The 25,050-nt window shown below is 69.3% G+C and carries 31 protein-coding genes; 18 read left to right on the top strand and 13 right to left on the bottom strand.

Translation table 11 applies throughout. The annotated features are described in order from the left end of the window. The first annotated feature begins 82 nt into the window (after positions 1–82). Together NLF94_RS07580 and NLF94_RS07575 are read left to right on the top strand one after the other, a co-directional pair. Positions 83–259 carry a hypothetical protein gene (locus tag NLF94_RS07580; protein WP_254840861.1) on the top strand — a complete coding sequence of 59 codons (177 nt, stop codon included), beginning with the start codon at positions 83–85 and terminating at the stop codon, positions 257–259. Positions 260–713: 454 nt separating this feature from the next. Further along, positions 714–959 carry a DUF8028 family protein gene (locus NLF94_RS07575; RefSeq protein ID WP_254840860.1) on the top strand — a complete coding sequence of 82 codons (246 nt, stop codon included), beginning with the start codon at positions 714–716 and terminating at the stop codon, positions 957–959. A 95-nt stretch (positions 960–1,054) separates the two neighbouring features. Here the strand turns inward: NLF94_RS07575 and NLF94_RS07570 are convergent, their stop codons facing one another. Further along, a complete protein-coding gene (locus NLF94_RS07570; RefSeq protein ID WP_350355849.1) occupies positions 1,055–2,512 on the bottom strand; it encodes an NAD(P)/FAD-dependent oxidoreductase in 1,458 nt (485 codons plus the stop codon). Positions 2,513–2,659: 147 nt separating this feature from the next. On the opposite strand from NLF94_RS07570, the gene NLF94_RS07565 reads away from it, so the two are divergent. Beyond that, positions 2,660–4,600 (top strand): PKD domain-containing protein, encoded by a 1,941-nt coding sequence (locus tag NLF94_RS07565; RefSeq protein ID WP_254840859.1) that lies wholly within the window; start codon positions 2,660–2,662, stop codon positions 4,598–4,600. Here NLF94_RS07565 and NLF94_RS07560 read toward each other — a convergent pair. Further along, a complete protein-coding gene (locus NLF94_RS07560; RefSeq protein WP_254840858.1) occupies positions 4,597–5,409 on the bottom strand; it encodes an alpha/beta fold hydrolase in 813 nt (270 codons plus the stop codon). The two genes, NLF94_RS07565 and NLF94_RS07560, sit on opposite strands and share 4 nt — an antisense overlap. A gap of 128 nt (positions 5,410–5,537) precedes the next feature. On the opposite strand from NLF94_RS07560, the gene dacZ reads away from it, so the two are divergent. From dacZ to NLF94_RS07545, 3 genes are all read left to right on the top strand, one after another. Continuing rightward, on the top strand, positions 5,538–6,347 hold the full coding sequence (dacZ, locus tag NLF94_RS07555) for a diadenylate cyclase DacZ (RefSeq protein ID WP_254840857.1): 810 nt from the start codon (positions 5,538–5,540) through the stop codon (positions 6,345–6,347). A 1-nt stretch (position 6,348) separates the two neighbouring features. Beyond that, entirely contained in the window at positions 6,349–7,134 is a 786-nt protein-coding gene (locus NLF94_RS07550) for a mechanosensitive ion channel domain-containing protein (protein WP_254840856.1), read from the top strand. Positions 7,135–7,200: 66 nt separating this feature from the next. Further along, positions 7,201–7,635 (top strand): CBS domain-containing protein, encoded by a 435-nt coding sequence (locus tag NLF94_RS07545; protein WP_254840855.1) that lies wholly within the window; start codon positions 7,201–7,203, stop codon positions 7,633–7,635. Between the two features lie 60 nt (positions 7,636–7,695). Here the strand turns inward: NLF94_RS07545 and NLF94_RS07540 are convergent, their stop codons facing one another. Next, on the bottom strand, positions 7,696–7,860 hold the full coding sequence (locus NLF94_RS07540; RefSeq protein ID WP_254840854.1) for a hypothetical protein: 165 nt from the start codon (positions 7,858–7,860) through the stop codon (positions 7,696–7,698). 202 nt (positions 7,861–8,062) lie between these two features. Between NLF94_RS07540 and NLF94_RS07535 the strand changes: the two genes are divergently transcribed. Continuing rightward, positions 8,063–8,278: a hypothetical protein gene (locus NLF94_RS07535; RefSeq protein WP_254840853.1), complete on the top strand. Its 216-nt coding sequence runs from the start codon at positions 8,063–8,065 to the stop codon at positions 8,276–8,278. A 27-nt stretch (positions 8,279–8,305) separates the two neighbouring features. Here the strand turns inward: NLF94_RS07535 and NLF94_RS07530 are convergent, their stop codons facing one another. Beyond that, positions 8,306–8,959 carry a potassium channel family protein gene (locus NLF94_RS07530; RefSeq protein WP_254840852.1) on the bottom strand — a complete coding sequence of 218 codons (654 nt, stop codon included), beginning with the start codon at positions 8,957–8,959 and terminating at the stop codon, positions 8,306–8,308. A gap of 3 nt (positions 8,960–8,962) precedes the next feature. After that, positions 8,963–10,411, bottom strand: coding sequence for an APC family permease (locus NLF94_RS07525; RefSeq protein WP_254840851.1), 1,449 nt, complete (start codon positions 10,409–10,411; stop codon positions 8,963–8,965). 113 nt (positions 10,412–10,524) lie between these two features. Here NLF94_RS07525 and NLF94_RS07520 point away from each other — a divergent pair, with 113 nt between their 5' ends. The 4 genes from NLF94_RS07520 (at position 10,525) to NLF94_RS07505 (ending at position 14,104) form a co-directional block, all read left to right on the top strand. Further along, the gene (locus NLF94_RS07520) at positions 10,525–11,061 is read left to right on the top strand and encodes a cob(I)yrinic acid a,c-diamide adenosyltransferase (RefSeq protein WP_254840850.1); all 537 of its coding nucleotides are present in this window, start codon (positions 10,525–10,527) and stop codon (positions 11,059–11,061) included. 87 nt (positions 11,062–11,148) lie between these two features. Next, the gene (locus tag NLF94_RS07515; RefSeq protein ID WP_254840849.1) at positions 11,149–12,510 is read left to right on the top strand and encodes an NAD(P)/FAD-dependent oxidoreductase; all 1,362 of its coding nucleotides are present in this window, start codon (positions 11,149–11,151) and stop codon (positions 12,508–12,510) included. A 421-nt stretch (positions 12,511–12,931) separates the two neighbouring features. Further along, positions 12,932–13,219, top strand: coding sequence for an amphi-Trp domain-containing protein (locus NLF94_RS07510; protein ID WP_254840848.1), 288 nt, complete (start codon positions 12,932–12,934; stop codon positions 13,217–13,219). Positions 13,220–13,243: 24 nt separating this feature from the next. Further along, on the top strand, positions 13,244–14,104 hold the full coding sequence (locus NLF94_RS07505; protein ID WP_254840847.1) for a universal stress protein: 861 nt from the start codon (positions 13,244–13,246) through the stop codon (positions 14,102–14,104). A 33-nt stretch (positions 14,105–14,137) separates the two neighbouring features. Here the strand turns inward: NLF94_RS07505 and NLF94_RS07500 are convergent, their stop codons facing one another. Beyond that, complete coding sequence (locus NLF94_RS07500; protein WP_254840846.1) at positions 14,138–14,992, bottom strand: universal stress protein; 855 nt, start codon at positions 14,990–14,992, stop codon at positions 14,138–14,140. Between the two features lie 224 nt (positions 14,993–15,216). Between NLF94_RS07500 and NLF94_RS07495 the strand changes: the two genes are divergently transcribed. The 3 genes from NLF94_RS07495 to NLF94_RS07485 are packed head-to-tail and all read left to right on the top strand — an operon-like array spanning position 15,217 to position 16,428. Next, positions 15,217–15,471, top strand: a complete 255-nt coding sequence (locus tag NLF94_RS07495) for an MTH865 family protein (protein ID WP_254840845.1) — start codon at positions 15,217–15,219, stop codon at positions 15,469–15,471. 55 nt (positions 15,472–15,526) lie between these two features. After that, on the top strand, positions 15,527–15,739 hold the full coding sequence (locus NLF94_RS07490; protein WP_254840844.1) for a hypothetical protein: 213 nt from the start codon (positions 15,527–15,529) through the stop codon (positions 15,737–15,739). A gap of 56 nt (positions 15,740–15,795) precedes the next feature. Beyond that, positions 15,796–16,428, top strand: a complete 633-nt coding sequence (locus NLF94_RS07485; protein ID WP_254840843.1) for an ArsR/SmtB family transcription factor — start codon at positions 15,796–15,798, stop codon at positions 16,426–16,428. Here NLF94_RS07485 and NLF94_RS07480 read toward each other — a convergent pair. Together NLF94_RS07480 and NLF94_RS07475 are read right to left on the bottom strand one after the other, a co-directional pair. Then, entirely contained in the window at positions 16,391–17,062 is a 672-nt protein-coding gene (locus tag NLF94_RS07480) for a metal-dependent transcriptional regulator (RefSeq protein ID WP_254840842.1), read from the bottom strand. The two genes, NLF94_RS07485 and NLF94_RS07480, sit on opposite strands and share 38 nt — an antisense overlap. Before the next feature lie 76 nt (positions 17,063–17,138). Then, positions 17,139–17,423 (bottom strand): DUF7967 family protein, encoded by a 285-nt coding sequence (locus tag NLF94_RS07475; RefSeq protein ID WP_254840841.1) that lies wholly within the window; start codon positions 17,421–17,423, stop codon positions 17,139–17,141. Between the two features lie 78 nt (positions 17,424–17,501). Between NLF94_RS07475 and hisD the strand changes: the two genes are divergently transcribed. Then, positions 17,502–18,779, top strand: coding sequence for a histidinol dehydrogenase (gene hisD, locus NLF94_RS07470; protein WP_254840840.1), 1,278 nt, complete (start codon positions 17,502–17,504; stop codon positions 18,777–18,779). 48 nt (positions 18,780–18,827) lie between these two features. After that, the gene (locus NLF94_RS07465; RefSeq protein ID WP_254840839.1) at positions 18,828–19,616 is read left to right on the top strand and encodes an enoyl-CoA hydratase/isomerase family protein; all 789 of its coding nucleotides are present in this window, start codon (positions 18,828–18,830) and stop codon (positions 19,614–19,616) included. Positions 19,617–19,623: 7 nt separating this feature from the next. Here the strand turns inward: NLF94_RS07465 and NLF94_RS07460 are convergent, their stop codons facing one another. After that, on the bottom strand, positions 19,624–20,868 hold the full coding sequence (locus NLF94_RS07460) for an MFS transporter (RefSeq protein ID WP_254840838.1): 1,245 nt from the start codon (positions 20,866–20,868) through the stop codon (positions 19,624–19,626). A 136-nt stretch (positions 20,869–21,004) separates the two neighbouring features. On the opposite strand from NLF94_RS07460, the gene NLF94_RS07455 reads away from it, so the two are divergent. Together NLF94_RS07455 and NLF94_RS07450 are read left to right on the top strand one after the other, a co-directional pair. Then, a complete protein-coding gene (locus tag NLF94_RS07455; protein ID WP_254840837.1) occupies positions 21,005–21,949 on the top strand; it encodes a D-2-hydroxyacid dehydrogenase in 945 nt (314 codons plus the stop codon). A 24-nt stretch (positions 21,950–21,973) separates the two neighbouring features. After that, positions 21,974–22,345 (top strand): universal stress protein, encoded by a 372-nt coding sequence (locus tag NLF94_RS07450; RefSeq protein WP_254840836.1) that lies wholly within the window; start codon positions 21,974–21,976, stop codon positions 22,343–22,345. Positions 22,346–22,392: 47 nt separating this feature from the next. Here NLF94_RS07450 and NLF94_RS07445 read toward each other — a convergent pair whose 3' ends face one another. From NLF94_RS07445 to NLF94_RS07430, 4 genes are all read right to left on the bottom strand, one after another. Next, a complete protein-coding gene (locus tag NLF94_RS07445; protein WP_254840835.1) occupies positions 22,393–22,884 on the bottom strand; it encodes a hypothetical protein in 492 nt (163 codons plus the stop codon). Positions 22,885–23,072: 188 nt separating this feature from the next. Beyond that, entirely contained in the window at positions 23,073–24,107 is a 1,035-nt protein-coding gene (gene asd, locus NLF94_RS07440; RefSeq protein ID WP_254840834.1) for an aspartate-semialdehyde dehydrogenase, read from the bottom strand. A 117-nt stretch (positions 24,108–24,224) separates the two neighbouring features. Continuing rightward, positions 24,225–24,416, bottom strand: a complete 192-nt coding sequence (locus NLF94_RS07435) for a 30S ribosomal protein S17e (protein ID WP_254840833.1) — start codon at positions 24,414–24,416, stop codon at positions 24,225–24,227. 66 nt (positions 24,417–24,482) lie between these two features. Beyond that, positions 24,483–25,049 (bottom strand): DUF447 domain-containing protein, encoded by a 567-nt coding sequence (locus NLF94_RS07430; RefSeq protein WP_254840832.1) that lies wholly within the window; start codon positions 25,047–25,049, stop codon positions 24,483–24,485. Between the last annotated feature and the right edge of the window lies 1 nt (position 25,050).

Raw genomic sequence — 25,050 nt, 5'->3', positions numbered from 1 at the left:
CGGAACGGCCGCCGGAACGGCGGCTTCCGGCCCGCTCGTCGGGAACCGTGCGGGTTATCTTCTCGAATCCCCTAGCTCGGTCGTGAGCGATTCGACGCCGGAATCAGTCCGTGACGGCGCCGGTCTGACCAGCAGCGGCTACCGCATCTCCGTCGACGAGGGGCGCGACTCGTTTTACGCGCTCTGCATCGAGGACCCCGACGACGAGGACCGGTGGCTCATGTCCGACACCGTCCGGTCGCTGCGGGACGCCAGGTAACGCCCCCGAAATTGGGTGAGAGTCCGAACCAGGTCTGAAAAACCTACTTCAGCGGTTTCGAGGCGGAGCCTCCGGCCTCAAGAAGCGAGGACTTCCGACACCAGTCGGAAGGACGACGCGAGTAGGCCGGGGAGGAAGCCGACACGCTGGGAAGCAGGTGCCGTTGTTGCTGCTGTTCGACTCGCCACCCGATACACTTTTTCGGGGGGCAACCATACCAGTGCCTAGTGATACCGCTGCGCACACGTCGCCGGTATCACGGGCCGCAGTAGCCCGGCCCCCGAATGGTGGGGATGTTGACCCCGACGGTCGTTCGGTACGGGTGAGGAACGACCTTCCTCCCCGGCGACAACTGACGGCGAGTCCCACATCAAAGCCCCTCCCTCAACGAGCGAGGTCGCAAGACCGAGCGAAGTAGGGCGGGGTCGGTTACTGGGTAGCGACACCTAACGGTATGTCACGGGCGAACCGCTCCATCGACGCCGACGGCGCACGGTCGGCCCCGCTGGCCGCCGTCGTCGGCCGCGGGCTCAGACGACTCCTCGAAGGCGCGGGCTTCTGGAGTGCGGTCGTCCTGCCGTTCGTCGCGGTTCTCCTGCTCATCGTCCAGCCCACCGGCTGGGTGCCGCTCGCGGGCGGCGTCTTCCTGGCCAACGTCCTCGGGATACTCGCCGGGCACTGCTACGGCCGGGAGTGCTGACGGCGACGAACTGTCGGTGTCGTCGACGAGCGCCTCGACGTCGTCGACGCCTCGGAGTGAGGCTGCCGGACGACGCCCCCTCGCCACCGAACGAGCTATTCTTCGGTTTCGTCAGCGTCGTCGGCTTTCGTGGAAATCGTCACGGTCTCGAAATCGGCTGCCGCCTCCGCGGGACCGAACAGGGTCCTGAAGAGGAGGTTCGCGGGACTGCCGGGGTGATCGCGGTCGGTCGCCCGCGTCAGGTCGGTCAGGTCGACGGGCTCCGTCGCACCCAGTTCCGAGAGCCCCAAGAGCGGCCCGACGAACCGGCGCTCGAACTCGCCGAGGCTCGAGGGATCCGTGGCGTCGGTGGCGACGTACCCCTCGAGGTGGGCCGCGAGCGGCGAGAAATCGAACGCCTCGGCGCCGGGCCAGCCGAGTTCCTCCCGGACCAGGTCGGTCGCCTCCTCGATGGCGCCGACGGACCCGAGGTGGCCGGCGCCGATGACGGCCTTGACGGCCTTCGCGAGGTCGCCGCTGACGACGGCTGGCCCGACCTCGGCGACGGCGCCGTTGCCGACGCTGACGACCCAGCCGGCCTCCTCGTACCGGTAGGCGTCGAATCGCGGGTCCTCGTCGGTCTCGTCGGTGACGCGGGCGGCGTTGACCACGCGCAGCAGGTTCGAGGCGGCGGTCCTGGCCTCCCGGACGGCCGTCTGTGCGCTGGCGGGGACCTCGGCGCCGGCCTCGTCGACGACGGCCGCGGCGTCGCCGACGACGAAGGTGGCCTCGCCGACCCGGAGGTCGCCGCCGGTCCGCTGTCGTTCGCCGTCCAGCGCCGCCGGCCCGCGGATGCCCCCCGCCCACACGAACACGTCGTGGGGGAACGTCCGACCGTCCCCGAGGGTGACCGCCTCGTCGTCGGCTGACTCGACGGTCGCGCCCGTCTCGACGGCCACCTCTCTGGCCTCGAGTTCCTCACGGATCGCCCCGGCGAACGTCCCGTCGAACCCCGGCGCGATGCGGTCGGCCATCTCCAGCACCGTCACCCCGAGATCGAGGTCCTCCGCCGCGGAGAGTTCGGCCAGTTCGCCGGCGACTTGGACCCCAGAGAGACCCGCCCCGCCGACGACGGCGTCGCCACCGGGGGCGGCCATCGCATCGGCCCGAATCGCCTCGGCGTGGGGGAGTCGCTTCAGCGGCGTGGCGTGTTCCTCGACGCCGGGCAGGTCGTAGAAGGCCGTCTCGGCGCCCAGACAGACCGCCGCCGCGTCGTAGTCCAGTTCCTCGGTTCCGGCGCCATCGACGGGCGAAAGCGTCGCAACGCCGGCCTCGGCGTCGACGTCCGTGACCCGTGCTTGCCTGAGGTCCGCACGCGAGAGCACCTCCGAGAGCGGGACCGTGATGGTCTCGGCGAGGTCGGGAAACCGGACGACGCGGTGGAGTTCGTGCTGGACGAGGTGGTCCTCGGACTCGTCGACGACGACCAACTCGACGTCGTCGGGGAGTCGCCGTTCGAGACGGCGGGCGACCGTCAGTCCGGCGTAACCGGCACCGAGTACTGCGACGCGCATACACGTCCTTCGGTCGGTGTTCGTATAGTCCCTCCGGGGCGGTCGAACGGAGGTCCGGGCCGCGAGAAGCGACACCGGGACACCGTCGACTCTTTTTCCGATTCGGTGGGGGTTTAATACGAGGAGAGGCCCAGGGGAGTTCAGACTATGGGTGGGCGCGACCGGGGGCAGTCGCAGGTGCTGGGGAGGGTCCTCCTCATCGGACTCGTCTTGAGCGGCGCCTCGGCCGTCGTCCTCGTTGGCGGGCCCGCGCTGTCGGGTGTTCAGGGTGACGCCGAAACCTCCCGGATAGAGGCCGAGTTGACGTACATCGATTCGCAGGCGGCACACGTCGCGCTGGGCGATAGCGACTCGCAGGTCGTGAACCTCGAGGAGACCTACAGTGGGGACATGAGCGTGACCGACGCCGGACAGGTCTGGCTCGTCACGGACGACGGAACGGAGATACTGAACGAGTCGCTCGGTGCCGTCGTCTACGAGGGCGACCGGACCACCATCGCCTACCAGGGCGGCGGCGTCTGGCGAGGGACGGGCACCGAGACACGGGCCGTCTCCCGGCCGGAGATCCACTTCCGGGAGGGCACGCTCACGTTCCCCCTGATAACGGTCGTCGACGGCGGCGAGTCGGCGTCGCCCGGCAAGATTCGGCTGGAGACGGGGAACAGGGAGTTCGACCTCGGTCCGGGGTTCGTCGAGGGCACCCAGGTGTCGCTGGTCGTCCACAGCGAGTTCTACCAGGGGTGGGCCGACTACATGGAGTCCCGTGCCGAGGGGTCGGTGACCGAACTGGACCACGACGAAAACGTCGCCGTCATCGACCTCGGCCAGCTCACCATCGACGGGGACTTCGACACCGGCATCGTCGCACAGGGGGACGTCGACGCCAGCCACCCGGCGGCGACCACCGACACCGACGTCCTGACGAGCGGTACGGCGTCGGGCGACTTCGACGACGTCGAGGAGAACGCGGACATCGACCTGAACGAACTCGACAGCGGGCTCGAGCGACTCGTGAACAACTCCGAGGACGACGACCCCCACGTCGACCTCACGACCGGTGGGACGCTCGGTCCGGGGAGCTACTACGCCGAGAAGATACACCTGGACGGCGGCACCCTGACCGTCGATGTCAGCGGGGGGAACGTGACCATCTTCGTCGAGGGGAACATCGGCATCGAGGGCAACGGCGGCATCGAGGTCGTCGGCGACGCCAGCGGGAACGCCCTGCAGATATACACCCTCGGGGACTTCGCGCTGGCGAACGGCAACGGCGAGATCTCGACGTCCGACGACGCGACCGGCGTCCAGATTTACGGCACCTCGGAGATGCACTTCGGTATCGGCCAGGGCGACTTCACCGGCGGCGTCTACGCGCCCCGCGACGAACCCGCCGAGGGCGACAACGAGGCCGTCGACATGATAAGCGCCAGCAGCATCAACTGTGCCGCCGACGTCGACGTCTGTCTCGGAACCGGCAACCCGTCGATAACGGGCGCCATCATCGCCGGACCGGTCGAGGTCGCCCAGAGCGCCGACTTTTCGTACGATGCGGACCTCGCGGCCGTCGACCCGTCGCTGCCCCCGGAGGTCGACCTCCCGCCGCCGCTGACGTATCTCCACGTCTCCGTGAACGAACTGCGGGTGAGCGGCCCCCCGGCCAGCGAGAGCTCGACGACCGATGTCGACGTGGACGACTACGTGAGCGGCAGTACCGGAACCCCGACCCCGACGCCGACCGGCCCGACACCGACGCCCACGACGCCGACACCGACCCCGGGGGGACCGACGGCAACGCCGACGTCGTCGGTGTCGGCCTCCCTCACGATCACGAAAAGCGACGCAGGCGGCGGGAAGACCGAATACACCTTCGATGCCTCCGGGTCGACCCCCGACGGGGACATCGACGAGTACAGGTGGGACTTCGACGACGACGGGACGATAGACGAAACCACGCCGGCCGACACCACGAGCTTCACATGCAAGGGCAACCCCTCCGACCCGAGCTACTGTGGCGCGAGCGAGGGGAGCGTGACGGCGGTCGATACCGACGCCGGCGAGTCCGACGAGGCGACGGCGACCTGGCCCTAGTACACGTCCCCGAGGAACGCCCGGATGGCCTCGTTGACCGGCTCGGGGTTCTCGAGGTTCGATGAGTGGCCCGCGTCGGAAACCATCTCCCGGCGGGCGTCCAGTTCCGCGACGAGCGAGTCCGAGCGCTCGGGCTCCAGGGCGACGTCCTCCTCGCCGTGGACGACGAGGGCGGGAACGTCGATGCCCGCGAGTTCGTCGGTGAAGTCCGGGCGCTCCAGCCAGGAGTCGACCTCGTAGTAGACGGCGTCGCCGGGGTAGGTGAGCCACCGGTCGACCCACGAGTCGACGAGGTCGGGCCGCTGTTCGATGGTGGTCTCGCCGAAGAGGATGTGCTTGACGACGCCGGCCAGCTGTTCGGGGACCTCCCCCTCGGCGCGGGTCGTCTCTATCATCTCGCCGTAGCGTTCGATTTCGGCCTCCTGGTGGGGGCCAGCGGTCGTGTCGACGAGTACGAGACCGTCGACGCGGTCGGGGTACCGTTCGGCGAACCGGAGCGCCATGAACCCGCCCATCGACATCCCGCCGAGGACGCAGGAGTCGATGCCCTTCGCGTCCAGAAGCGCCGCACAGTCGTCGGCGAGGTTGTAGAGGTCGTAGGGCCCGACGTAGCGGTCGGTCCGTGCCCGGGTGTCGTAGGCGACGACGCGGTAGTCGTCGGCCAGGGCCTCGACCTGCGGGGCGAACATCGTCCGGTCCATCAGCGTCCCGTGACAGAGGACCAGCGGCGGGCCCGACCCCCGGTCGGTCGCCACGGTGTCGGGCCGAGCACGGTACCGCTGCACCGAGCGATCGTCGGATGGTGCCATGCCACGTCCGGGGGACCCCAGCGACTTATAGCTGCGGCCCTGGAGAGACGTGTCCGATACGTGATAGTCGTCAGTCGCCCGTACGACCCTCCACAAACCTTTTTCGTGTCTGTTGTGATAGACGAACGATGAGCGAACTCGGGGACCTCCTGGACGACATCGTCGCCGACGTCGATAGCGTGTTTCTCTTCTCCCCGAGCGCCTCGCTTCACGAGTCGTTCGCAGAGGCCGACGTGCCGGTCGTCGTCGTCGCGCCCGAAAACTCCGTCGACGCCGAGCAGTACGTGGAGTTGCCCCTGGAGTTCCAGAGCCTCCGGGAGCGCATCCGGTTCGGGGTCGAGGGCGGTCTCGACAGCGACTACCTCGAGGAGGGCGACCAGGTCGCCTGTGCGGCGAAACTGTTCGCCGACGACATCGACACGGTGACGCGGGTCCGGGCCGGCGACTTCGACCGCTCCGGCGTCTACGACCTCTTCGTCAACAGCCGCGCCGAACCGGAGGTCATCCGGAACGTCCTCGAGGTGGCCATCGAACTCGGCAAGAAGGGTCAGAAGGGCAAGCGCGTCGGCGCGCTGTTCGTCGTCGGTGACGCCGGCAAGGTGATGAACAAGTCCCGGCCGCTGTCGTACAACCCCTTCGAGAAGAGCCACGTCCACGTCGGCGACCCCATCGTGAACGTGATGCTCAAGGAGTTCTCCCGGCTGGACGGCGCCTTCGTCATCAGCGACTCGGGGAAGATCGTCTCCGCCTACCGGTACCTCGAACCCTCCGCGGAGGGCGTCGACATCCCGAAGGGGCTGGGCACCCGCCACATGGCCGCCGGCGCCATCACGCGGGACACGAACGCCGTCGCGGTGGTGCTGTCCGAGTCCGACGGACTCATCCGGGCGTTCTCGGGCGGTGAGATAGTCCTCGAACTCGACCCGGAGGAGTACTGAGATGCAGGTAATCCGGGAGTGGTTCGACGGTCTCGCAGCGGGCGAGCAGAACTTCGTCGTCGCCGTCGCCCTCGTCGTCGTCGGGCTGATACTCGGCGGCGTCACCGCCTGGCTCATCCGCCGGGTCCTGCTGGCCTTCGACGTCAACGAGGTAGTAGAGGGGACGGCCTTCGAACGCACCGCACGGAGCCTCGGCACGTCGACGGTCGGACTCCTCTCGCAGCTTTTCGGGTTCTTCGTCTTCCTCATCGCGGCGCTGTACGCCTTCGAGACCCTGGAGTTCGTCCCCTCCGAGCAGGTCGTCCGCGGGATAAGCGAGTTCCTCCCCCAGCTTTTCGTCGCGGTGCTCGTCGTCATCGTCGGCGTCCTCCTCGGCGACAAAGCCGAGATCGTCGTCGGCGAGCGCCTCCGGAGCATCAAACTCCCCGAGGTGACCGTGATTCCGCGGCTCGTGAAGTACTCGATCCTCTACGTGGCGACCCTGATCGCGCTGTCGCAACTGGGTGTGGCGACCGGCGCGCTCCTGATCCTGCTTGCGGCGTACGCCTTCGGGCTCTTCTTTCTCGGCGGGCTGGCGTTCAAGGACCTCCTCTCGTCGGCCGCCGGTGGTATCTACCTCCTGTTGACCGAGCCGTACAGCATCGGCGACGAAGTCGAAATCGACGGCAAACGCGGTATCGTTCAGGAGATGGACGTCTTCGTCACGCACGTCGAGAGCGACGGCGAGGAGTACGTGATCCCGAACCGGATCGTCCTCCGGGACGGCGCGATGCGAGTCCGGAACTGACCGCCTGGAAGCGTGAAATGTCGTCGGAGCATACAGTCTTATGAGCGTCCGGTCGCACATGGTCGTATGACCGAGCCAGACAACACTGTCGAGGAGCTGATGACCGCTCCCGTGGAGACTGTGTCGCCGGACGCGACGCTGGCGGCGGCCGCTCGAACCCTCAACGCGAAGGGTATCGGCTCGCTCGTCGTCGGAGAGGACCGCCTGGACGGCATCATCACCGAGTCCGACGTCGTCGCCGCGGTCGGCGAGGAACTGGACCCCTCGACACCGGTCTCGGCGCTCATGACCGATCCGGTCGTGACGATTCGCCGAACCGAGACGCTCCGGGCGGCCGCAGAACGGATGGGCCACAACGGCGTCAAGAAGCTCCCCGTCGTCGAGGACGGCGCCGCAATCGGTATCATCACGACCACCGACCTCGCGCTGCACCTGCCGAACTTCCAGGTCAACATGGCCCATCAGGCCGAACCCGACATCGTCGACGGCGAGTGGGAGTGACACCTCGACACCGGGGGGACACACGAGCCACGCCGCGGGAACGTCTCCCGAGCGCCGGGGCTATCGCAGGTACCGCCACGCGGTGTACGCCAGCACGCCGAAGAGCGCGACGAGAGCGGCGAGAAGGAGTTGCTGGACGACCAAGGCGCCGTAGAGGAGGACGCCGACGACGAATACGGCGGTGAGAGCGAGCGCGATTCGGTCGCTCGTCCCGTCGGAAGGCATACTTCACCTTCGCTTTTTATATTACAACTGCTCTTCGAAATCTCGCACGTCGCATCCCACACGCCGAGCTAGCCGTTCGGTACGGTTTCGACGGGGCCGCGAGCGGACGCCAGCCCCACGAGGGCGCCGAGCGGACGCCGTCTGACCGCGAGGGGCGGTCCGAAGCACACCCTTTAGGCTGCGCCGGCGTCTACCCCCGTCGATGCGAACGCTCGTACAGGACGACGTCACGCGGGCGGCGTCGTTCTTCGTCCTCGCCTTCGGCGTCTCGACGGTCGGGGGGTTCGTGCTGGGCGACCTCCGCCTTGGCATCCAGTGGGGGGTCCCGCTCGGAGTCGCGTTCGGCGTCTTCGCGTACTTCTTTCTCGTCCCGACGGCCGGAGCAGACGGCGGGGACCCGCCGTCCGACGGGGAGTGAACCCCCACCGGAACGTCGGACGGTCGCCTATCCCTGCAACAGGTTCATCACCTCGTCGACGACGTCGGGTTCGACGGCGACGAGATACCGGCTTCCGGCCGCGAGTTCGGTGTCCGGCCGGGAGATGCTGTTGCCCTCCTCGTCGGAGATGACGAGCGTTCCGGCGGGGAACCGCACCTCGGTGAGTTGCTTCCCGGCGGCCGGCGCGCCCTCGGCGACCCGGACGAGCATGATGTCGAGGTCGCCCGTCGTGTCCGCCAGGGTCTGGACGTCGCTGCCGATTATCTGGTTTGCGGCCAGGCGCGCGCCGGCGCGCTCGGGGAACAGGACCGCATCGACGAACCGCGTGTACGCCTCGTCCGACGCGCTGTCGATTCGGGCGACCGTCCGTATCTCGGGGTTCAGTTCCGCGGCCGCCAGACACACCGCGAGGTTCAGGCCGCTCTCGCCGGTGAGCGCCGCGACCACGTCGGCCCGCTCGATGCCCGCCTGTTCGACGATGCCGGGGTCGGTCGCGTCGCCCTCGATGACCGTCGCGACCCACTCGTCGGCTATCCCGTCGACGACCCGCTCGTCGCGCTCGACGATGGTCACGTCGTGGCCCCGGTCCGCCAGTATCGTCGCCGTCTGGAAGCCGACTCGCCCGCCGCCAGCGATGATTACGTCGAGATCACTGGGCATGGGTCAGTCTTCACCCCCTGGCGTCATTTCGCTACCGGTCGACGGCCCCGGCTCGGGGCGGTTGCCCGCGCGGTCCAGCAGGAGGTAGGCGACGCCGCCGAGCAGTATCCAGCCGACGCTGAGTCCCAGCGCCAGCGGGTCCGTCCGAATCAGGTACTCGACGAGTACCACCGTCAGGACGAGGTTCAGCCCGATGCCGACCAGCGGCGGGACGGGGTACAGCGGCATCTCGTAGGGGCGATTCATGTCCGGCCGCTCCCGGCGGAGGCGGATGACGGCCACGTTGACGATGACGAACGACAGGAGGAAGAACAGACTCGACATGTTGCCGGCGCTCTGGGTCGGTAGCGCCACGGAGCCGAGCATGACGACGGCGCTGGCGAGAATCGCGACGAACGGCGTCCCGTAGCGGTGGTGTAGCTGTCCAAAGGAGGGCAGCAACTGCTCCTCGCGGCCCATCGAGAACGCGACGCGCGAGGAGGCGATGACCACGGCGTTGAGCGCGGTCAGCGTCGAGAAGACGGCGCCGAAGACGATGAGTGCGCCGCCGTTCCGGATGACGGGGAGCCCGGTCGGCATGAAGGAGGTTGCCGCGGCGGCGATGCCCGCCTCGCCGGCGTCGGCCAGGCCCTCGGCGCCGAGGGTGCCGATGGCGACGGTGACCACCGCCAGGTAGACGACCACCGTCGCGGCGAGGCTGATGAAGATGGCCTTCGGGATGTTCTCGCGGGGGTTCTGGACCTCCTCGGTGACCGTCGTGATGAGGTCGTACCCCTCGAAGGCGATGAACGTGAGTCCCATCGCCGGGAGCACCGCCGCGGCGCCGCCGGCCTCGGAGAACAGCGGCTGGAACTCCGCACCGGAGAACATCGGCGACGTCAGCCCGAAAGCGACGAACACGACCAGGATGGACACCTTGACGATGGTGAACACCGTCTCGGCGCTGCCGCTCGCGGCCGTCGACACCGCGTTGAGCGCCACCAGCGCGAGCACGGCGACGAACGCGAGGAGGAACGCGACCGGCACGGCGGCGTCGACGACCGGCACGGCGAGCGCGCCCACCTGGTCCGGCGGGGCGACGACCCCGTAGACGTGGAGCAACTCCAGGAAGTTCGGCGCGAAGCCCAGCGCGTACAGCGCGCCGGCTATCATGTAGGCGAACCAGAGCATCCACCCCATGATGAACGACGAGAGGTCGTCGAATATCTCGCGGACGAAGGCGTAGCCGCCCCCGCTCTTGGGAATCGAGGCGGCGAGTTCGGCGTACGACAGCCCCGTGAAGGCGGTGACGACGCCGTTCAACGCGAAGACGACGATGGCCGCCGGGCCGGCGATCTGGGCCGCCAGCCCCGTCAGCACGAAGATGCCGGCCCCTATCATCGCGCCCATGCCGATCATCGTCGCGTCCAGCAGTCCGAGTTCGGCGTTCGGAGAACGGGTCTGGCTGCTCACGCTATCGGTTGAGGGAGGGTTCCCAATTAGTTCCACCCCCCTCGTGTAAACTGACTGTCCGGCCGGCCGCCGGTTGCCCACCGTATAAGCCCCCGCGGTGCGAACGCCGGCACATGAAGATATACACCGGCCGCGGCGACGAGGGGAGGACCGACCTGCGGGACATGTCGCGCGTCTCGAAGACCAGCCCGCGAATCGAGGCCTACGGGACCGTCGACGAGGTCAACAGCCTCGTCGGGCGGGTCCGGCCGTCGGGCTACGACGACGTCGACGAGAAACTGGCCGCCGTCCAGAACCACCTCCACATCATCCAGGCGGACTTCGCCAATCCCGACAAAGACGACGAGGACAGCCCCCACGTCCGGGCGGAACACGTCGAACGGCTCGAGGAGTGGATGGACGCCTTCGACGACGAACTCGACCCGCTGGAGAACTTCATCCTGCCCGGCGGCAGCGACGTCGGGTCGAAACTCCACCACGCCCGGTCGGTCTGCCGGCGGGCCGAGCGCCGCGCGGTCGCGCTGGCCTCCGACGAACCAGTCAACGACGCCGCCGTCGCCTACCTGAACCGCCTGTCGGACGCGCTGTTCGTGTGGGCCCGCGTCGTCAACAAGCGCGAGGGCGTCCGCGAGGAACCCCCGGAGTACTGACGCGGCGCGGGCGACGGCGACTGCCGTCGGACGCGGCGACCGGAACGGGTCAACCGATTTAAGCCCCGCGGGGTCCCGAACGCCTGTATGCAACAGGTAGACGTCGCCATCGTCGGTGGCGGGCCGGCCGGCGCCTCGGCCGGTCACGCGGCCGCCAGCGAGGGTGCCGACGCCGTCGTCGTCGAGAAGGGCGTCCCGCGGGCCGACCGGGAGGAACTCGGCCCGGACTCGACGGATGCCGCCGGAATCCTCGACTACTGGGTCGACCTGATGAACCTCGACGAACCCATCCCCGAGCGGGTCAAACATCAGGAACTGGACGCCGCCGAGTTCGTCAGTCCAAACGCGACCCTGGAGTTGACGAACACGAACATGGAGTCGTCGTACCCGAACTTCGGGTTCACCGTCCACCGGGCCCGCTTCGACGACTGGCTCCGGGAACGCGCCGAGCGAGCGGGTGCCGAGTATCGCGTCGGCACCGCCGTCGCCGACGTCGAGACGGACCTGACGGGCGCGCCGACGCACGTCCTCACCCTCCGTGACGGCACCGAAATCGAGACCGACCACCTGGTGCTGGCCGACGGTCCCCAGCGCACCGTCACCGGAACCGTCCTCGAGAACTGGCTGCCCGAGGAGGCGATGGACCGCCTCGCCTCCCGCCGGGCCAACCACATCGCCTACCAGGAGTACCGCCGGATGCCAGAGGAACTGTTCGAGGGCGACCGCATCAAGTTCTGGTGGGGGTACATGCCCGGCCACACCGCCTACCCGTGGGTGTTCCCGAACGACGACCCCGTCGCCCGGATCGGGCTGACGATGCCCATCGGGATGGATCTGGAGGCGGTCGAGAACCGCGATGCCTACGGCCTGCTCCGCCCGGAGGACGAGCGGGTCCCCCAGGGGTCGACCTACATCCGGCGGCTCCTCGAGGAGGTCTACGACGGCTACGACCTCGCGGACTTCCCCCTGCTCGAGGACCGCGGCAAGTCCGGCGGCACCGAGACGTACCCCATCTCCTCGACGCGCCCCATCGAGTCGCCGACGGCCGCAAACGTCGCCGTCGTCGGCGGCGCGATGGGCGCGACGTCGGCGTTCCACGAGGGCGGCGACCACGTCGCGATCCGGACGGGCCAGATCGCCGGCCGGTTGGCGGCCCGCGACCGCCTCTCCGCGTACAACGCCGAGTGGCAGGCCGCCGTCGGCGACGAGATCCGACGGAACTGCGTCTTCGCCGACGTCGTCCGCGGCTACGAACCGGACGACTGGGACACCGTCTTCGGGCTGGTCAACCGCGTCAAGGGCCGGGACGGATTCGAACCGTACCAGACCGTCTACGCCGGACTCACCGGCGCGAAGTTGTTCGGCGAGTACCTCTGGCGGAAGTTCGGCTACCGGAACGGCGGCTACGCGCAGGTCCGGGAATCCGAGTACGCGGACCTCGCCCGCTGACCCCCGGGGCGAGCCGAAAGAGGATTAGCCGTCGCCGCCCTACCACCGCCCACGCACCTTCAGTCCCCGCCCGAGTCGCCCGTCAGGGCAGCGATGACCGCGCGGAGAACCCGGGTGCGTCAGACATCGGTTCGACGGCTCGCGCCGTCTCGGCACTCGGGGCCGCACGACGGCCCCCGCCCGGCACGAGGGTTAGCCGACCGACCACGGCACGCCGCCTGGAGTGAGGTCGGACGTTAGTGTTCCGGGCGCCCATTCCGACTCATCGCAGATACGTCTCCACTACCCCGTCGACGGACGGCCGGTGACTCGACCCCGCGACGGGGCGAGCGAATCGACCGGGAAGGACGACTGCTCCCCGATTCCCCGACTCCGGGAACTGCCCTCCTCGTTTTAGGGAGGTCGGTGCGTCTCACCCGGTATGAGCGAACTCGAAACCGAAGCCGAGAAGACCCGGGCCGAAGTCGCCACGTACCTGCGCGGACTGGCCGACCAGCTGGACGGCGACGGGGAGGTGACGCTCGACCTCGCGGGTCGGGAGGTGCGGCTGACCCCGACCGACCCGGTGACGTTGAAACTGGAGGGCGAGTCCGACTGGTCGGAGGGGGACACCGAGGCCAAACAGAGCATCGAACTCGAGTTGGTGTGGCGGCGCGAGGCCGAGACCCCGGAGGAGGGACGACTGGACGTCGGTCCCGAGGGAGCGTAACGGCCCCGTTCGCCCGTGCTCCGCATGTACGACAGCATCCTCTTTCCCACCGACGGGAGTGAGCCGGCGGGGTCAGTCCTCGAGTACGCCGTCGACGTGGCGTCGGAACACGGGGCGACGCTCCACGTCCTCAGCGTCGCGGACGCGAGTCGGGAGGACGTCGGACGGGCCGGTGAGGAGGCGATGGACGCGCCGAGACTGGCAGCCCAGGAGATCGTCGACGATGCCGCCAGTCGTGCGAGAGAGGGCGGCGTCTCCGTCGTCTCTGCGGTGCGGGAGGGCGACCCGTCGGCCGCTATCGTCGAGTACGGCGACGCCTCCGGCGTCGAGTTGGTCGTGATGCCGACCCACGGCCGACACGGCCTGAAGCGGTTCCTGCTCGGCAGCGTCACCGAGCGCGTCATCAACACCGCCGACGTGCCGGTCGTCGCGGTCAACCCCGACCGGGAGCGCCCGCTGCGGTACCCGCCGGCGAACGTCCTCGTGCCGACCGACGGCAGCGCGGGCGCCGAGCGCGCGCTGTCGGAAGCCATCGCGGTGACGAGGGCGACCGGGGCGACGCTGCACCTGCTGCACGTCGTCGAGACGGGGCGACTCGGACCCGACGCCCGCGCCGTCCTGGACGAAGCGGCACTCACGGAACGGGCCGACGAGATCGTGGCCGGAGCGGTCGAAGCGGCGCGGGCCGAATCGCTCGACGCCGTCGAGAGCGCCGTCGAGTTCGGCGTGCCCTCGAAGGAGATACGGCGCTACAGCGAGGCCAACGCCATCGACCTCGCCGTCCTCGGGACGCAGGGAGAGACCGATTTCAGCCGCTACGTGATGGGCGGCGTGAGCGCGAAGATCGTCCGAACGTCGCCGGTGCCGGTGATGTGGGTTCGTTGAAAGGTTCCGACGGCCGCGCCCCTGGCTGTCGACTCACTCCGATTGCCGAACCGTCATCACGGGGACCGGCGACGTCCGAACCGTCTTCTCAGCGACGCTGCCGAGGAGGTACCGCTCGATACCGCTCCGGCCGTGGGTGCCCATCACGACCAGGTCCACGCCGTGGTCCTCGACGTAGGAGCGGATCGCTCGATAGGGGCTTCCGTGCTCTATCGCGGTTTCGACGCCGGGAACGGACGCCTCGGTCGCGCGCTCGTCGACGAGTTCCACCGCCGCCCGTGCCGACTCCTCGAGCGCGTCGAGGATGGCGCTGGAACGAACGTCCACGCCCATCGACATCGTGTCGATGACCGAGAGTGCGTGCACGCGGGCGCCGTACGCGCTGGCGACGGCGACGGCCGGGGCGACGGCCGCCTCCGCGCCCGCGCTGCCGTCGGTCGGCACCAGGACGTCGTCGTAGGGGTACGTGACCCCGCCGTCGTCCGTCGCCTTCACCGTCAGGACCGGCACGTCCGACAGTCGGACGACCTTCTCGGTGACGCTGCCGAGGAGATACCGTTCGACGCCGGTCCGCCCGTGGGTGCCCATCACGACCAGATCGATTCCGTGTTCGGTCGCGTACTGCAGGATCGCCTCGTGGGGAACGTCGGTCCTGACAGCCGATTCGGCCGCGATACCCTCGGCGAGTTCCTCGCAGGTTCGCTCGACCAGTTCCGTGCGGTCCGCTTTGAGTTGGTCGTACCGTGGGGCGTTCTCCAGGGACCTGGAATCGACGACACACAGCGCGTGTACCCTCGCGTCGAATCGGGAGGCCAGGTTCTCGGCGTAGTCGACGGCCGCCCGTGCGGACTCGCTGTCGTCGGTCGGGACGAGGATATCGTCGAACATCTGGCGTAGAGATTCGTCGCGCAGTCACATCAAGGTGGGCGCCGATTCCCGCCCGGCAGTAGCCCGGTGCCGTCTCGCTGCCGTCCCGGGGAGGACGCCGACCGTCCTCGCGCGTCGGTCCGACGGCGATACCGCGGCAGAACGGGGGATGGAATCGCGGAACGACGTGGCCGGCGATGCGTAGCACAACATTCAATTGGGTGTGTGTTTCACCTTTGCATGCAATGGTCGACAAAGAAGACCTCCGCGAGCAGTTCACCGAAGCGTTCGAAGGCGCCGACTACCCCGTCAACAGCCCGATGGACCTGGTCCCGGCGCTGCCGCAGGGTCCCGGCACGACGTTCGAGTCGGGTGACTTCTCGATGACCGCGATGGAGCTCAACACCAAGGCCGGCGGGGAGCAGGAGTTCCCCTACGAGGACGTCGACGACCTCGTCGACGACATCATGAACGGCCTCGAGGACCAGGACTACATCTAGTCGGTCCCGGAAACACGCTTTTATTCGCGGGGGACGGAGCGACCAGCGACGGCTGATGCGACGAAACACCTTCGGCAAACTCGCCGTGCTCGCGCTGGGGCTGGTACTCTTCAGCTTCGTGCTCATGGGGCTGTCGCGGCTGGTCGTGTCGGCGGATACGGCGCGGCTCCTCTCGGCGCCGACGATGCTGACCGCCGGCGTGCTCGTCGTCTTCCTCACCGGGCAGTCGGTGCTGGCCGTCACCGGCGTCCGCCCGCTCGAAGAGTAAAACCGGCGTTTCACATTACACAACGGCTATCGTGTGGGGCCCGCTACCGACGGGTAATGAGTCTGTTACCGAGCCGTCTGGACGTGTCGCCGTCGCCCGACGAACCGCGCGTCCTCGACATCGACGGGGAGGACGCCGACGCCGCATTCGACGCGCTCGGCTCCGACACCGCCCGCCACGTCCTCGGCGCCACCTACGAGGAGCCCCGGACGCCCGCCGAGATACGCGAGGAGGTCGGCACCTCCCTGCAGAACGTCCACTACCACCTCGACAACCTCGAGAGCGCGGGCCTCATCGAACCGGCCGGCACCGGCTACTCGGAGAAGGGCAACGAGGTGACCGTCTACGCGCCCGCGAGCGAGGCCGTCGTGCTCTTCGCCGGCGAGGAGGGCGACGGGTCGCGGCTGCGCGAACGGCTGAAGAGTCTCTTCGGACTCGCCCTCGTCGTCGGACTGGCGACGGCCGTCTTCTCGGTCGTGACCGACTGGCTGGCACCCTCGTCCGGGCCGGAGACGACCGACGACGTCGGAATGCGGACGGCCGACGCGCCCGCCCAGAGCGCCGCCGACGCCGCGGCCGCAGTCGACCCCGTGGTCGCGTTCTTCCTCGGGGGCTGTGCGGTGGTGGCGGTACTGGCCGTCTGGTGGCTGCTCAGGCCTCGGCTTCGGTCGCTGGCGCCGTCTCGATGATACCGGCTATCTCCTCGGGCAGGCCCTGTTCGCCGGCCGGCGTCTCGACGGTCACCAGACCGAACGGCGCTATCTCCAGCACCTCCAGTTCGACGCCGGGTTCGATGCCCGCCTTCGAGAGGTAGCGTAGCTCCTCGTCGCCCTGGTGGCGGATGCGCTGGACGACCACGCGGTCGCCCTCCTCGGCCATCGAGAGCCGCGCCGTCGACCCCGAGTCCGGCAACTCCAGGTCGGCGTCCGGGATCGGGTCGCCGTGCGGGTCGACGCCGGGGTTGTCCAGCGTCTCCGCGATGCGCTCGGTGAGTTCCTCGGAGACGTGGTGTTCGAGGCGGTCGGCCTCCTCGTGGACGTCGGCCCAGTCGTAGTCGAGATGTTCCGTCAGAAACGCCTCCAAGAGTCGGTGGTGCCGCAGAATCTCGAGGGCGACGACCTCGCCCTCCTCGGTGAGGGTGACGCCGCGGTACTCCTCGCGGTCGATGAGGCCGCGCTCCTCGAGTTTGTTCAGCATGCTCGAAACCGTCGGGGAGGTCACGTCCAGGTAGTCGGCCAGTTCCGAGGTGGCCACTCGCTCGTCGCCCTCGTCCTGAATGGAGTATATCGCCTTGATGTAATCCTCCATGACGGCGCTCAGCATCGTTCGAAGCAAGGCGTCCCCCGGGCATATGGTTTTCCGTCGGAGGTCCCCCCGGATGTCGTGTCCCGAGACCCGTTCAGATGGCGTCGTCGGGCGCGTGCCGCTCGGCCGTCCGCCGGGCGGCGTCGGCGTAGTACTCCCGGTCGCTCTCGGGCGTCCGGCCGAGGTCACCGGGGTCAACGTCGAGGGCCGCCGTCGTCTCGCGGGCCGGGCCGGTGAAACTCGTCAGGGCCCGCTCCTTCCGGAAGTACCGTTCGCCGTCGAGCGTCGCGTACGTGATGATGACGAGGTTGAGTTCGTCGTCGCCGTACGTCCGCTCGACGAGCCACACGCGGACCTCGTCGGCGTCGGAGTCGTCCATACGGCGACCAGGCCGCGCCGGGGGATGAGCGTGTCGCCGATGGAAACCGCTTTTGTCGACGCGACCGACACCCGAGACATGAACGTCAGCACCGTCGCGGACCTCACGCCCGACGAGCGGGCCGCGCTGTTCGAGCGGGACGCCGGCGTCGGCGCGGTCCGCGAGGACGTCGCGGACATCGTCGACCGGGTCCGCACCGAGGGCGACGTCGCGCTCCGGGACTTCGCCAGCGAGTTCGACGACGTCGAGGTCGGCAACCTCGACATCACCGACGAGGCCGAGCGGGCGTACGGGACCGTCGACGACGACGTTCGAGAGGCCATCGAGACGGCCGCCGAGAACGTCCGCGCCTTCCACGAGCGGCAGGTCCCCGACGACTGGCGCGAGCGCTTCGACGGGCGAGAACTCGGTCGCCGGTTCCGCCCGCTGGAGCGGGTCGGCGTCTACGCGCCCGGCGGGACCGCGGCGTACCCCTCCAGTGCGCTGATGGGCGTCGTCCCGGCGAAGGTCGCGGGCGTCGACCACGTCGCCGTCGCCACGCCGCCAGCCGAGGAGTTGAACGAGGCAACGCTCGCGGCCATCCACGTCGCGGGCGCCGACGCCGTCTACCAGGTCGGCGGTGCCCAGGCGGTCGCGGCGCTCGCCTACGGCACCGAGACGGTCTCGGCGGTCCAGAAGGTGGTCGGCCCCGGCAACCGCTGGGTCACCGCGGCGAAGGCGGCGGTCCGCGGCGACGTGGAGATCGACTTCCTGGCCGGACCGTCGGAGTTGCTCGTCGTCTGTGACGACACCGCCGACCCCGAACTCGTCGCCGCCGACATGGTCGCCCAGGCCGAACACGACACGAACGCGGCCGTCGCCTGCGTCACCGACGACGAGGCGACCGCCGAGGCGGTCGCCGACGCCTGCGACCGCCAGGCGGGAAAGCGAGAACGGGAGGACATCATCCGGGCGGCGCTCGATCAGGACGCCTCCGGCGTCTTCCTCGCGCGCTCGATTTCGGAGGCCGTCCTGTTCGCCGAGGAGTACGCCGCAGAGCACCTCTCCATCGTCACCGACGACGACGAGGCCGTCCTGGACCGCATCGACTCGGCGGGCAGCGTCTTCCTTGGCGCGCACTCGCCGGTCGCCGCCGGCGACTACGCCAGCGGCCCGAACCACGTCCTGCCGACGGGCGGGCTGGCACGGGTCGCCGGCGGCCTCTCGGTGGACCACTTCCTCCGGTCGAGTACGGTCCAGCGACTCGACGCCGGGGCGCTGGCTGACCTCCGGGAGACGGTGACGACGCTGGCCCGCGCGGAGGGGCTGGAGGCCCACGCCGAGAGCGTCGAGCGCCGCTTCGACGACGGCGAGTGATCGTCCGAGTCACCCGGGCTTAATAGCTCCCGCCACGTCGCCGGAGCTATGTCCGATTACCGTACCATCGACGTGCGTCGGGAGGGTTCCGTCGCTCGACTCGCCTTCGATCGGCCCGACGCGCACAACGCGCTGAACGAGCGGATGGCCGAGGAGATCGCCACAGCGGCCCAGAAACTGGCCAGCGACGACGACGTGCGGTGCATCGCGGTCACAGCCAACGGCCCAGTCTTCAACAGCGGCGCGGATCTGACCGCGCTTGCGGGCGACGGCAGCGACGAACCTCGGTTGCGTTCGCTCACCGCCGACCTCCACGAGTTCGTGAGCCAGCTCGTGCGCGCGCCGAAGCCGGTCGTCACGGGTGTCAACGGCGTCGCCGCCGGCGGCGGGCTCGGACCCGCGATCTGTGGCGACATCGTACTCGTCGCCGAGTCGGCCCGCTTCGAGTTCGCCTACCCGCGGATCGGGCTATCGGGCGACGGCGGGTCGACGTACCTCTTGCCCCGACTGGTCGGCCTCCGGCGCGCCCAGGAGCTGACCTTCCGCGACGAGCCGGTCGACGCCGAGGCGGCCGTCGAGATGGGCCTGGCGACCGAAGTCGTCGACGACGACGCCCTCGACGAGCGACTCACCGCGGAGGCCGAGCGGCTGGCAGACGGGCCGACGCGAGCCTACGCCGCGACCAAACGGCTCCTCGTCGAGAGCTTCGACAACTCGCTGGACGGCCACCTCGGCGCCGAGGCGGAGGCCATCTCCGAGCTGACGAACAGCGAGGACTTCGCGCGCGGCCACGCGGCCTTCGGCGGCGGCGACGAGCCCGACTTCGTCGGCGAGTGAGTGACGCTCACCCCTCGATGACGACCCGCATCCGCTCGGTGTCGTAGGTCTCGACGAGCCCCCACGCGACCAGCCCCGCCGCGAGGAACCCGACGAGACTCGCGGCCGCGAAGGCGAGTTCGTAGCTGGTCAGCGTCGCCAGCCCGCCAACGGCCGCCGGTCCCACGACACCGCCGACGCCCTTGGCCGTCTCCCGGATGCCCATCAGCTCCGACTCGCGGTCGGCCGGCGCCACGTCGCTTATGAACGCCAGGCCGCCGATGGTCATCGCCGAGAACGAGCCCCCGAGCACGACGAAGGTGGCGACGCCGAAGCCGAGGCGGAGCGGCCCCGGTGGGGCGACCGTGAGGCCGGCGGCCATCACCGCGAAGATGGCGCTGCCGACCATCCCGACGACGACGAGCGGCTTGCGGCCGACCCGGTCGGCGACGACGCCGAGGGCGTACATGAAAACGACCTGCGAACCGTGGTTGAAAGCGAGCAACACGCCCATGAGGAGTTGCGTGACGCCGACGACCGAAACAAGGAACGGCGCCATGATGGCCATGATGCCGAGTACCGCCACGTTGCGGAGCGCGACGGCGACGTAGAGCCACAGCAGACCGTTCGTCGTGAGGTGACCTCGGTCGTCGGGCGCCGGAAACAGCCGCCGGCGGGTCTCCGCCAGCACCTCCCGGACGGTCGGCTCGCTGTCGGGCGTCGGCGTCGGGTCGGCGACGGCGACGACCGCGACCGTCGAGAGGAAGGTCAGCCCCGCGACGGCCCAGTAGATGTCGACAGGGGTGACGTACTCGAGTAGCCCGCCCGCGACGACGTAGCCGACCGCGAACCCGCCGGAGCGGGCGCTGTTGAAGATGCCGATGGAGCGACCACGGCCCGTGGTTCCGCCGTGGTGGCTGGCGATGGCGAGCGCGACCGGCGCGAACCCGGCGAGGAAGGCGGCGTACAGCCCCCGAGACCCGACGGCGACCGGGACCGTGTCGGCGACGACAAGCGGCAGCGCCGCCAGCACGCCGCCGATACCCGTCACGAGCAACACCAGACGCCGACGGCCGGTGATGTCGGCGAGTGCGCCCCAGAACGGTGAGAGGAACATCAGCCCGGCGTAGTAGGCCGTGCCGACCACGCCGGCCGCGAAGGCCGAGGTCCGCGACTCGACGACGACCGCCAGCGCCGTCCCCATGAGGATGGCGCCGGCGAACCGCGTGAAGGTCGCGAGACTCAGGGCAGCCCACTGCCGACGACTCGTCATACCGGACGGTCGGTAGCGTCGTCCGTAAGGGCCGCGGTTCGGCCCGGCCACGGGGCTGCCCTGATCGGCGCCAGCCCGGTGGCGTGAGAGTGCCACACACACGACGGTTGAATAGCCCCCGCATCGAAGGGCGGACATGGAACTGCTCGTCTTGCGGGACGGAGTCCACAGACTTCCCACGGCGGAATACGCCGACGCTTTGCGGGAACGACTCCCCGAACACACGGTCGTCCACGCCCGCACGCCGGCCGAGGAGCGCGAACACGTCCGCACCGCCGACGTGGTCACCGGGCCACGGATCGACGCCTCGCTACTGGAGGACGCAGAGGAAATCCGGCTGTTCGCCTGCGCGTACGCCGGTTACGGACACCTCCCGGTGGACGAACTGGCGGAGGCCGACATCGCCGTGACGAGCGCGACGGGCGTCCACGCGCCGAACGCCGCCGAACACGCCGTCGGTGCTATCCTGTCGTTTTCGCGGCGGTTCCACGAGGCCGCACGCGCCGACCGATGGCAGCCCGTCGACCCCGGAGAGCTCGCCGGGTCGACCGTCACGGTGGTCGGCCTCGGTGCCATCGGAACGGCGATAGCCGAACGGCTGGAGCCGTTCGACGTGACGACGCTCGGCGTTCGACGGCACCCCTCCGAAGGCGGGCCGACCGACGAGGTGTTCGGGCCCGAGGAGTTCCACGACGCGCTCGCACGCACGGACTTTCTCGTCCTCTGTTGTCCGCTGACCGAGGACACGCGCGGACTCGTCGGGGACCGCGAGTTCGGCACTTTACCCCCGGAGGCCGTCCTCGTCAACGTCGCTCGCGGGGCCGTGGTCGACACCGACGCACTCGTCCGGACGCTCCGGCGTGGACGGCTCGGCGGGGCGGTGCTGGACGTCACCGACCCGGAACCGCTACCGGACGACCACCCCATCTGGGGCCTTGACGACGTGGTCGTGACGCCACACACCGCGGGTGCGACCCCCGAATACTACGAACGGCTCGCCGACATCGTCGCGGACAACGTCCGTCGGCTCGCCGACGACCGACCGCTCAGGAACCTGGCAGTCCCGGCCGAAAGCGATTAACCACAGGTCGCCAATGGCGAGACGATGACCCGGTATCTCGTGGCGACGGCCTCGGCCGCGACGACCGAGGCGGCCTGCGAGTACCTCAACGAGAAGCTCGACGACGACGATTCGGTCTACGTGCTGACCGTGGACGTCCCCGACGAGCGCGACGACAGCCAGGCCGCACTGGACACCGCACAGGTCAGCCTCGCCGACGTGGGAGAGGTACGGACCATCCGCCGGTCGGGGACGCCGGGGCGGGAGATCGTCGCGTTCGTCCGGGAGAACGAAATCGAGGAGATAATCATGGGACCGGCCAGAGGCGGTGGTATCTCGACCATCGGTTCGACCACCAGGGAGGTCCTCACCAACGTCGACAAGCCGGTGTTCGTGCTACCGGCGGACCGGCCCTGAGCGAGGTGGCGCGGCGGCTCCGCGACGGGGGTCGGCGCTCGTACCGCTCAGATGAGCATCGCTACCGCGAGACAGCCGGCACCGACGACGAGGGAGGCGACGACGAGTCCGAGCGACGACGCCTGCGACGGTGGCGGCGGCAACTCGGCCGTGCGGGCGTCCCGGCGATGCTTCTCCGTGGCGGCGAGGAAGCCGAGTCCGCCGACCAGGAACCCGACGCCAGCGGTCCCGACAGCGCCGGCGAACACGTCGGGGACCGACCCTTCGATGACCCTCGCACCGAACCGTCCGGCAGCGGGAATCGTCCCCGTCGTCCAGGCGGCGACGAGGCTCCCGTTGAGGTAGGCGACCACGTACGCAAGGAGGAGTCCCCCGAGGAGGCCGATCCCGGCGTAGCCCGCGAAGACGGCGGGCGACAGCGGGCCGACGAGCCGAACGCGGGCCGCCTCGACGCCGACGGCGAGTAGCGACAGCCCGACGGCCAAACCCGCAACGTAGGCCGTGAACCTGGGGCGCCGGCCGAGGAGATGTTCGCGCATACGCCCAGGTTCGCGTCGGTACATACGTGGCTTGTGGTGTGGCACGCGCCGCTGGTGGTATGGCGAGCAGGCGGCACGCCACGCAGTCGACGGTCCGTCTGCCGCGCACCCGCCTCGGCGGACCGCCGGCGTCGCTCAGCGCACACGACCGGTGGTCCCGTTCCGGTACTTGAACCCTCGGACACGCCTCAGATGTAGCCTTCTTCGAGCAGCAACTCGCCGTTGAGGACGCTCGCGCCGGCGGCCCCGCGGATGGTGTTGTGCGCGAGACAGTTGTACTGAACGCCGTTCGGCGTCGACTCGATGCCGCCCGCCGCGACGGCCATCCCGTCGCCCAGCATCCGGTCCATCCGCGGCTGTGGGCGGTCCGGCGCCTCGAACACCTCGATGAGCGGGTCCGGCGAGGAGTGTAGATCGAGGCTCGGGAACTCCCCCATTGCGGCCGCGACCTCCTCGGGCGTGGGGTCGTCGGCCAGGTCAGCCCAGACGTTCTCGAGGTGGCCGTCCAGGGTCGGCACCCGGTTGCAGGACGCCGAGACCTCGGCGCCGTGGTCGTGGACCTCGGCCCCGTCGAAGGTGCCCAGTAGCTTCCGGGACTCGGTCTCCATCTTCTCGGTCTCGCCGCCGATGTGGGGCAGCACGTTGTCGAGTATCTCCATCGATGTGACGCCGGAGTAGCCGGCCCCGGAGACGGCCTGCAGCGTCGAGACGTTGACCCGCTCGACACCGAACCCGTCGAGCGCGGCCAGCGTCGGCACCATCGTTATCGTCGAGCAGTTGGGGTTCTTCACGAGGGCGCCGTCCCAGCCACGCTCCTCGCGCTGGACCTCGATGAGGCCGAGGTGGTCGGGATTGACCTCCGGGATGGTCAGCGGGACGTCGTCGTCCATCCGGGCGTTCGAGGAGTTCGAGGAGACGACGTAGCCGGCCTCGACGAACCCGGGTTCGACCGCCGCGCCGACGCTGGAGGGTAGCGACGAGAAACACAGGTCGACGTCCTCGGGGACGGCACCGGGGTCGGTCTCGGTGACGGTGACGTCGGCGACCCCCTCGGGAATCGGCGTGTCGACGCGCCACTTGGCGGCCTCCCGGTAGGGTCGGCCGGCACTGTTCGAGGAGGCGGTCAGCGCCGCGATCTCGAAGTCCGGGTGCGGGTCGAGGAGCTGGATGAGTCGCTGTCCGACGGCGCCGGTCGCGCCCAGGACGGCTACGCGAGTTGACATTGTCCCCGGGTACGGCGAGCCGGTGGAAAACGGTTGTGAATGGTGCAGGCGTGGCCGACGGCGGTGTTCGGTTGCGGCGAGGCTGCGGCGTCGTCGAGAACGAGCGCAGAAATCCGGTCAGGCAGGCTGGACTGGGCGCTGCTTGCGGGTGATGTAGCCGGCGATTCGGTTCCGGACGCCCTTCGACTCGACGTTCGTCAGCTCCGTGACCAGCTCCTTGTTGTGCTCGAAGTCGTCGCCGAAGGCGTCCGGATACCGTTCCATGAGGAGTTTCGCGGTCTTCTTGACGTAGGCGGGCTTGATGGCCATTGGTACCCGTCTCTACTGGAGTGGCCCTGAAAAAAGGTTCGAAAGGCCGGTCGCCCCGGGATTCGGCTACAGGTCGGCGTGCTCCCGGAGTCGTCGGAACGCCTCCCGTTCCCGTTCGCCGCCACAGCGCTCGGCCACGTCCGCGAAGTAGGCGATCCGCTCGCGGAGTTCCTCGGCGTCGTAGCCGGGCACGTCGAGCCGCGAAGCCGCGACGGTGGCCTCGACGACGGCGTTGTACCCCCGGTTCGTCGTCGGGACGACCCGGCGCTCGACGGCCGACTCGACGGCCGTCAGTTCCCAGTCCACCCAGCCGGTCCCGCCCTCGGTGCCCTCGGCCGTGGCCTCGACGTCGACGCGCACCCAGGCGTCGGCGCCGTCGAGGACGGGGTCGTCCCGTTCACGGACCGAGCAGGCTGCGTCGACGAACTCGACGGGATCGCGGGTGAACTGGACGTAGCCGCCGCCGCGCTCGCGGAAGTTCCGCCGGGTCCGGGTCCGGCCCCAGGTCCGGGCGGTGACGGGGTCGCCCGCGAACAGCCCCAGGGCGGCGACGTTCCAGCGGTCGTTCGGGCCGAGCGTCGTCACGACCGATTCCGTGACGCCGCGCAACTCGACGGGCCAGCCGTCCGTCACG

The organism is Natronomonas marina (genome assembly GCF_024298905.1).
GTDB lineage: Archaea > Halobacteriota > Halobacteria > Halobacteriales > Haloarculaceae > Natronomonas > Natronomonas marina.
The sequence above is the reverse complement of the archived record's forward strand: the minus strand, read 5'-3'. Positions and strand labels throughout refer to the sequence as shown.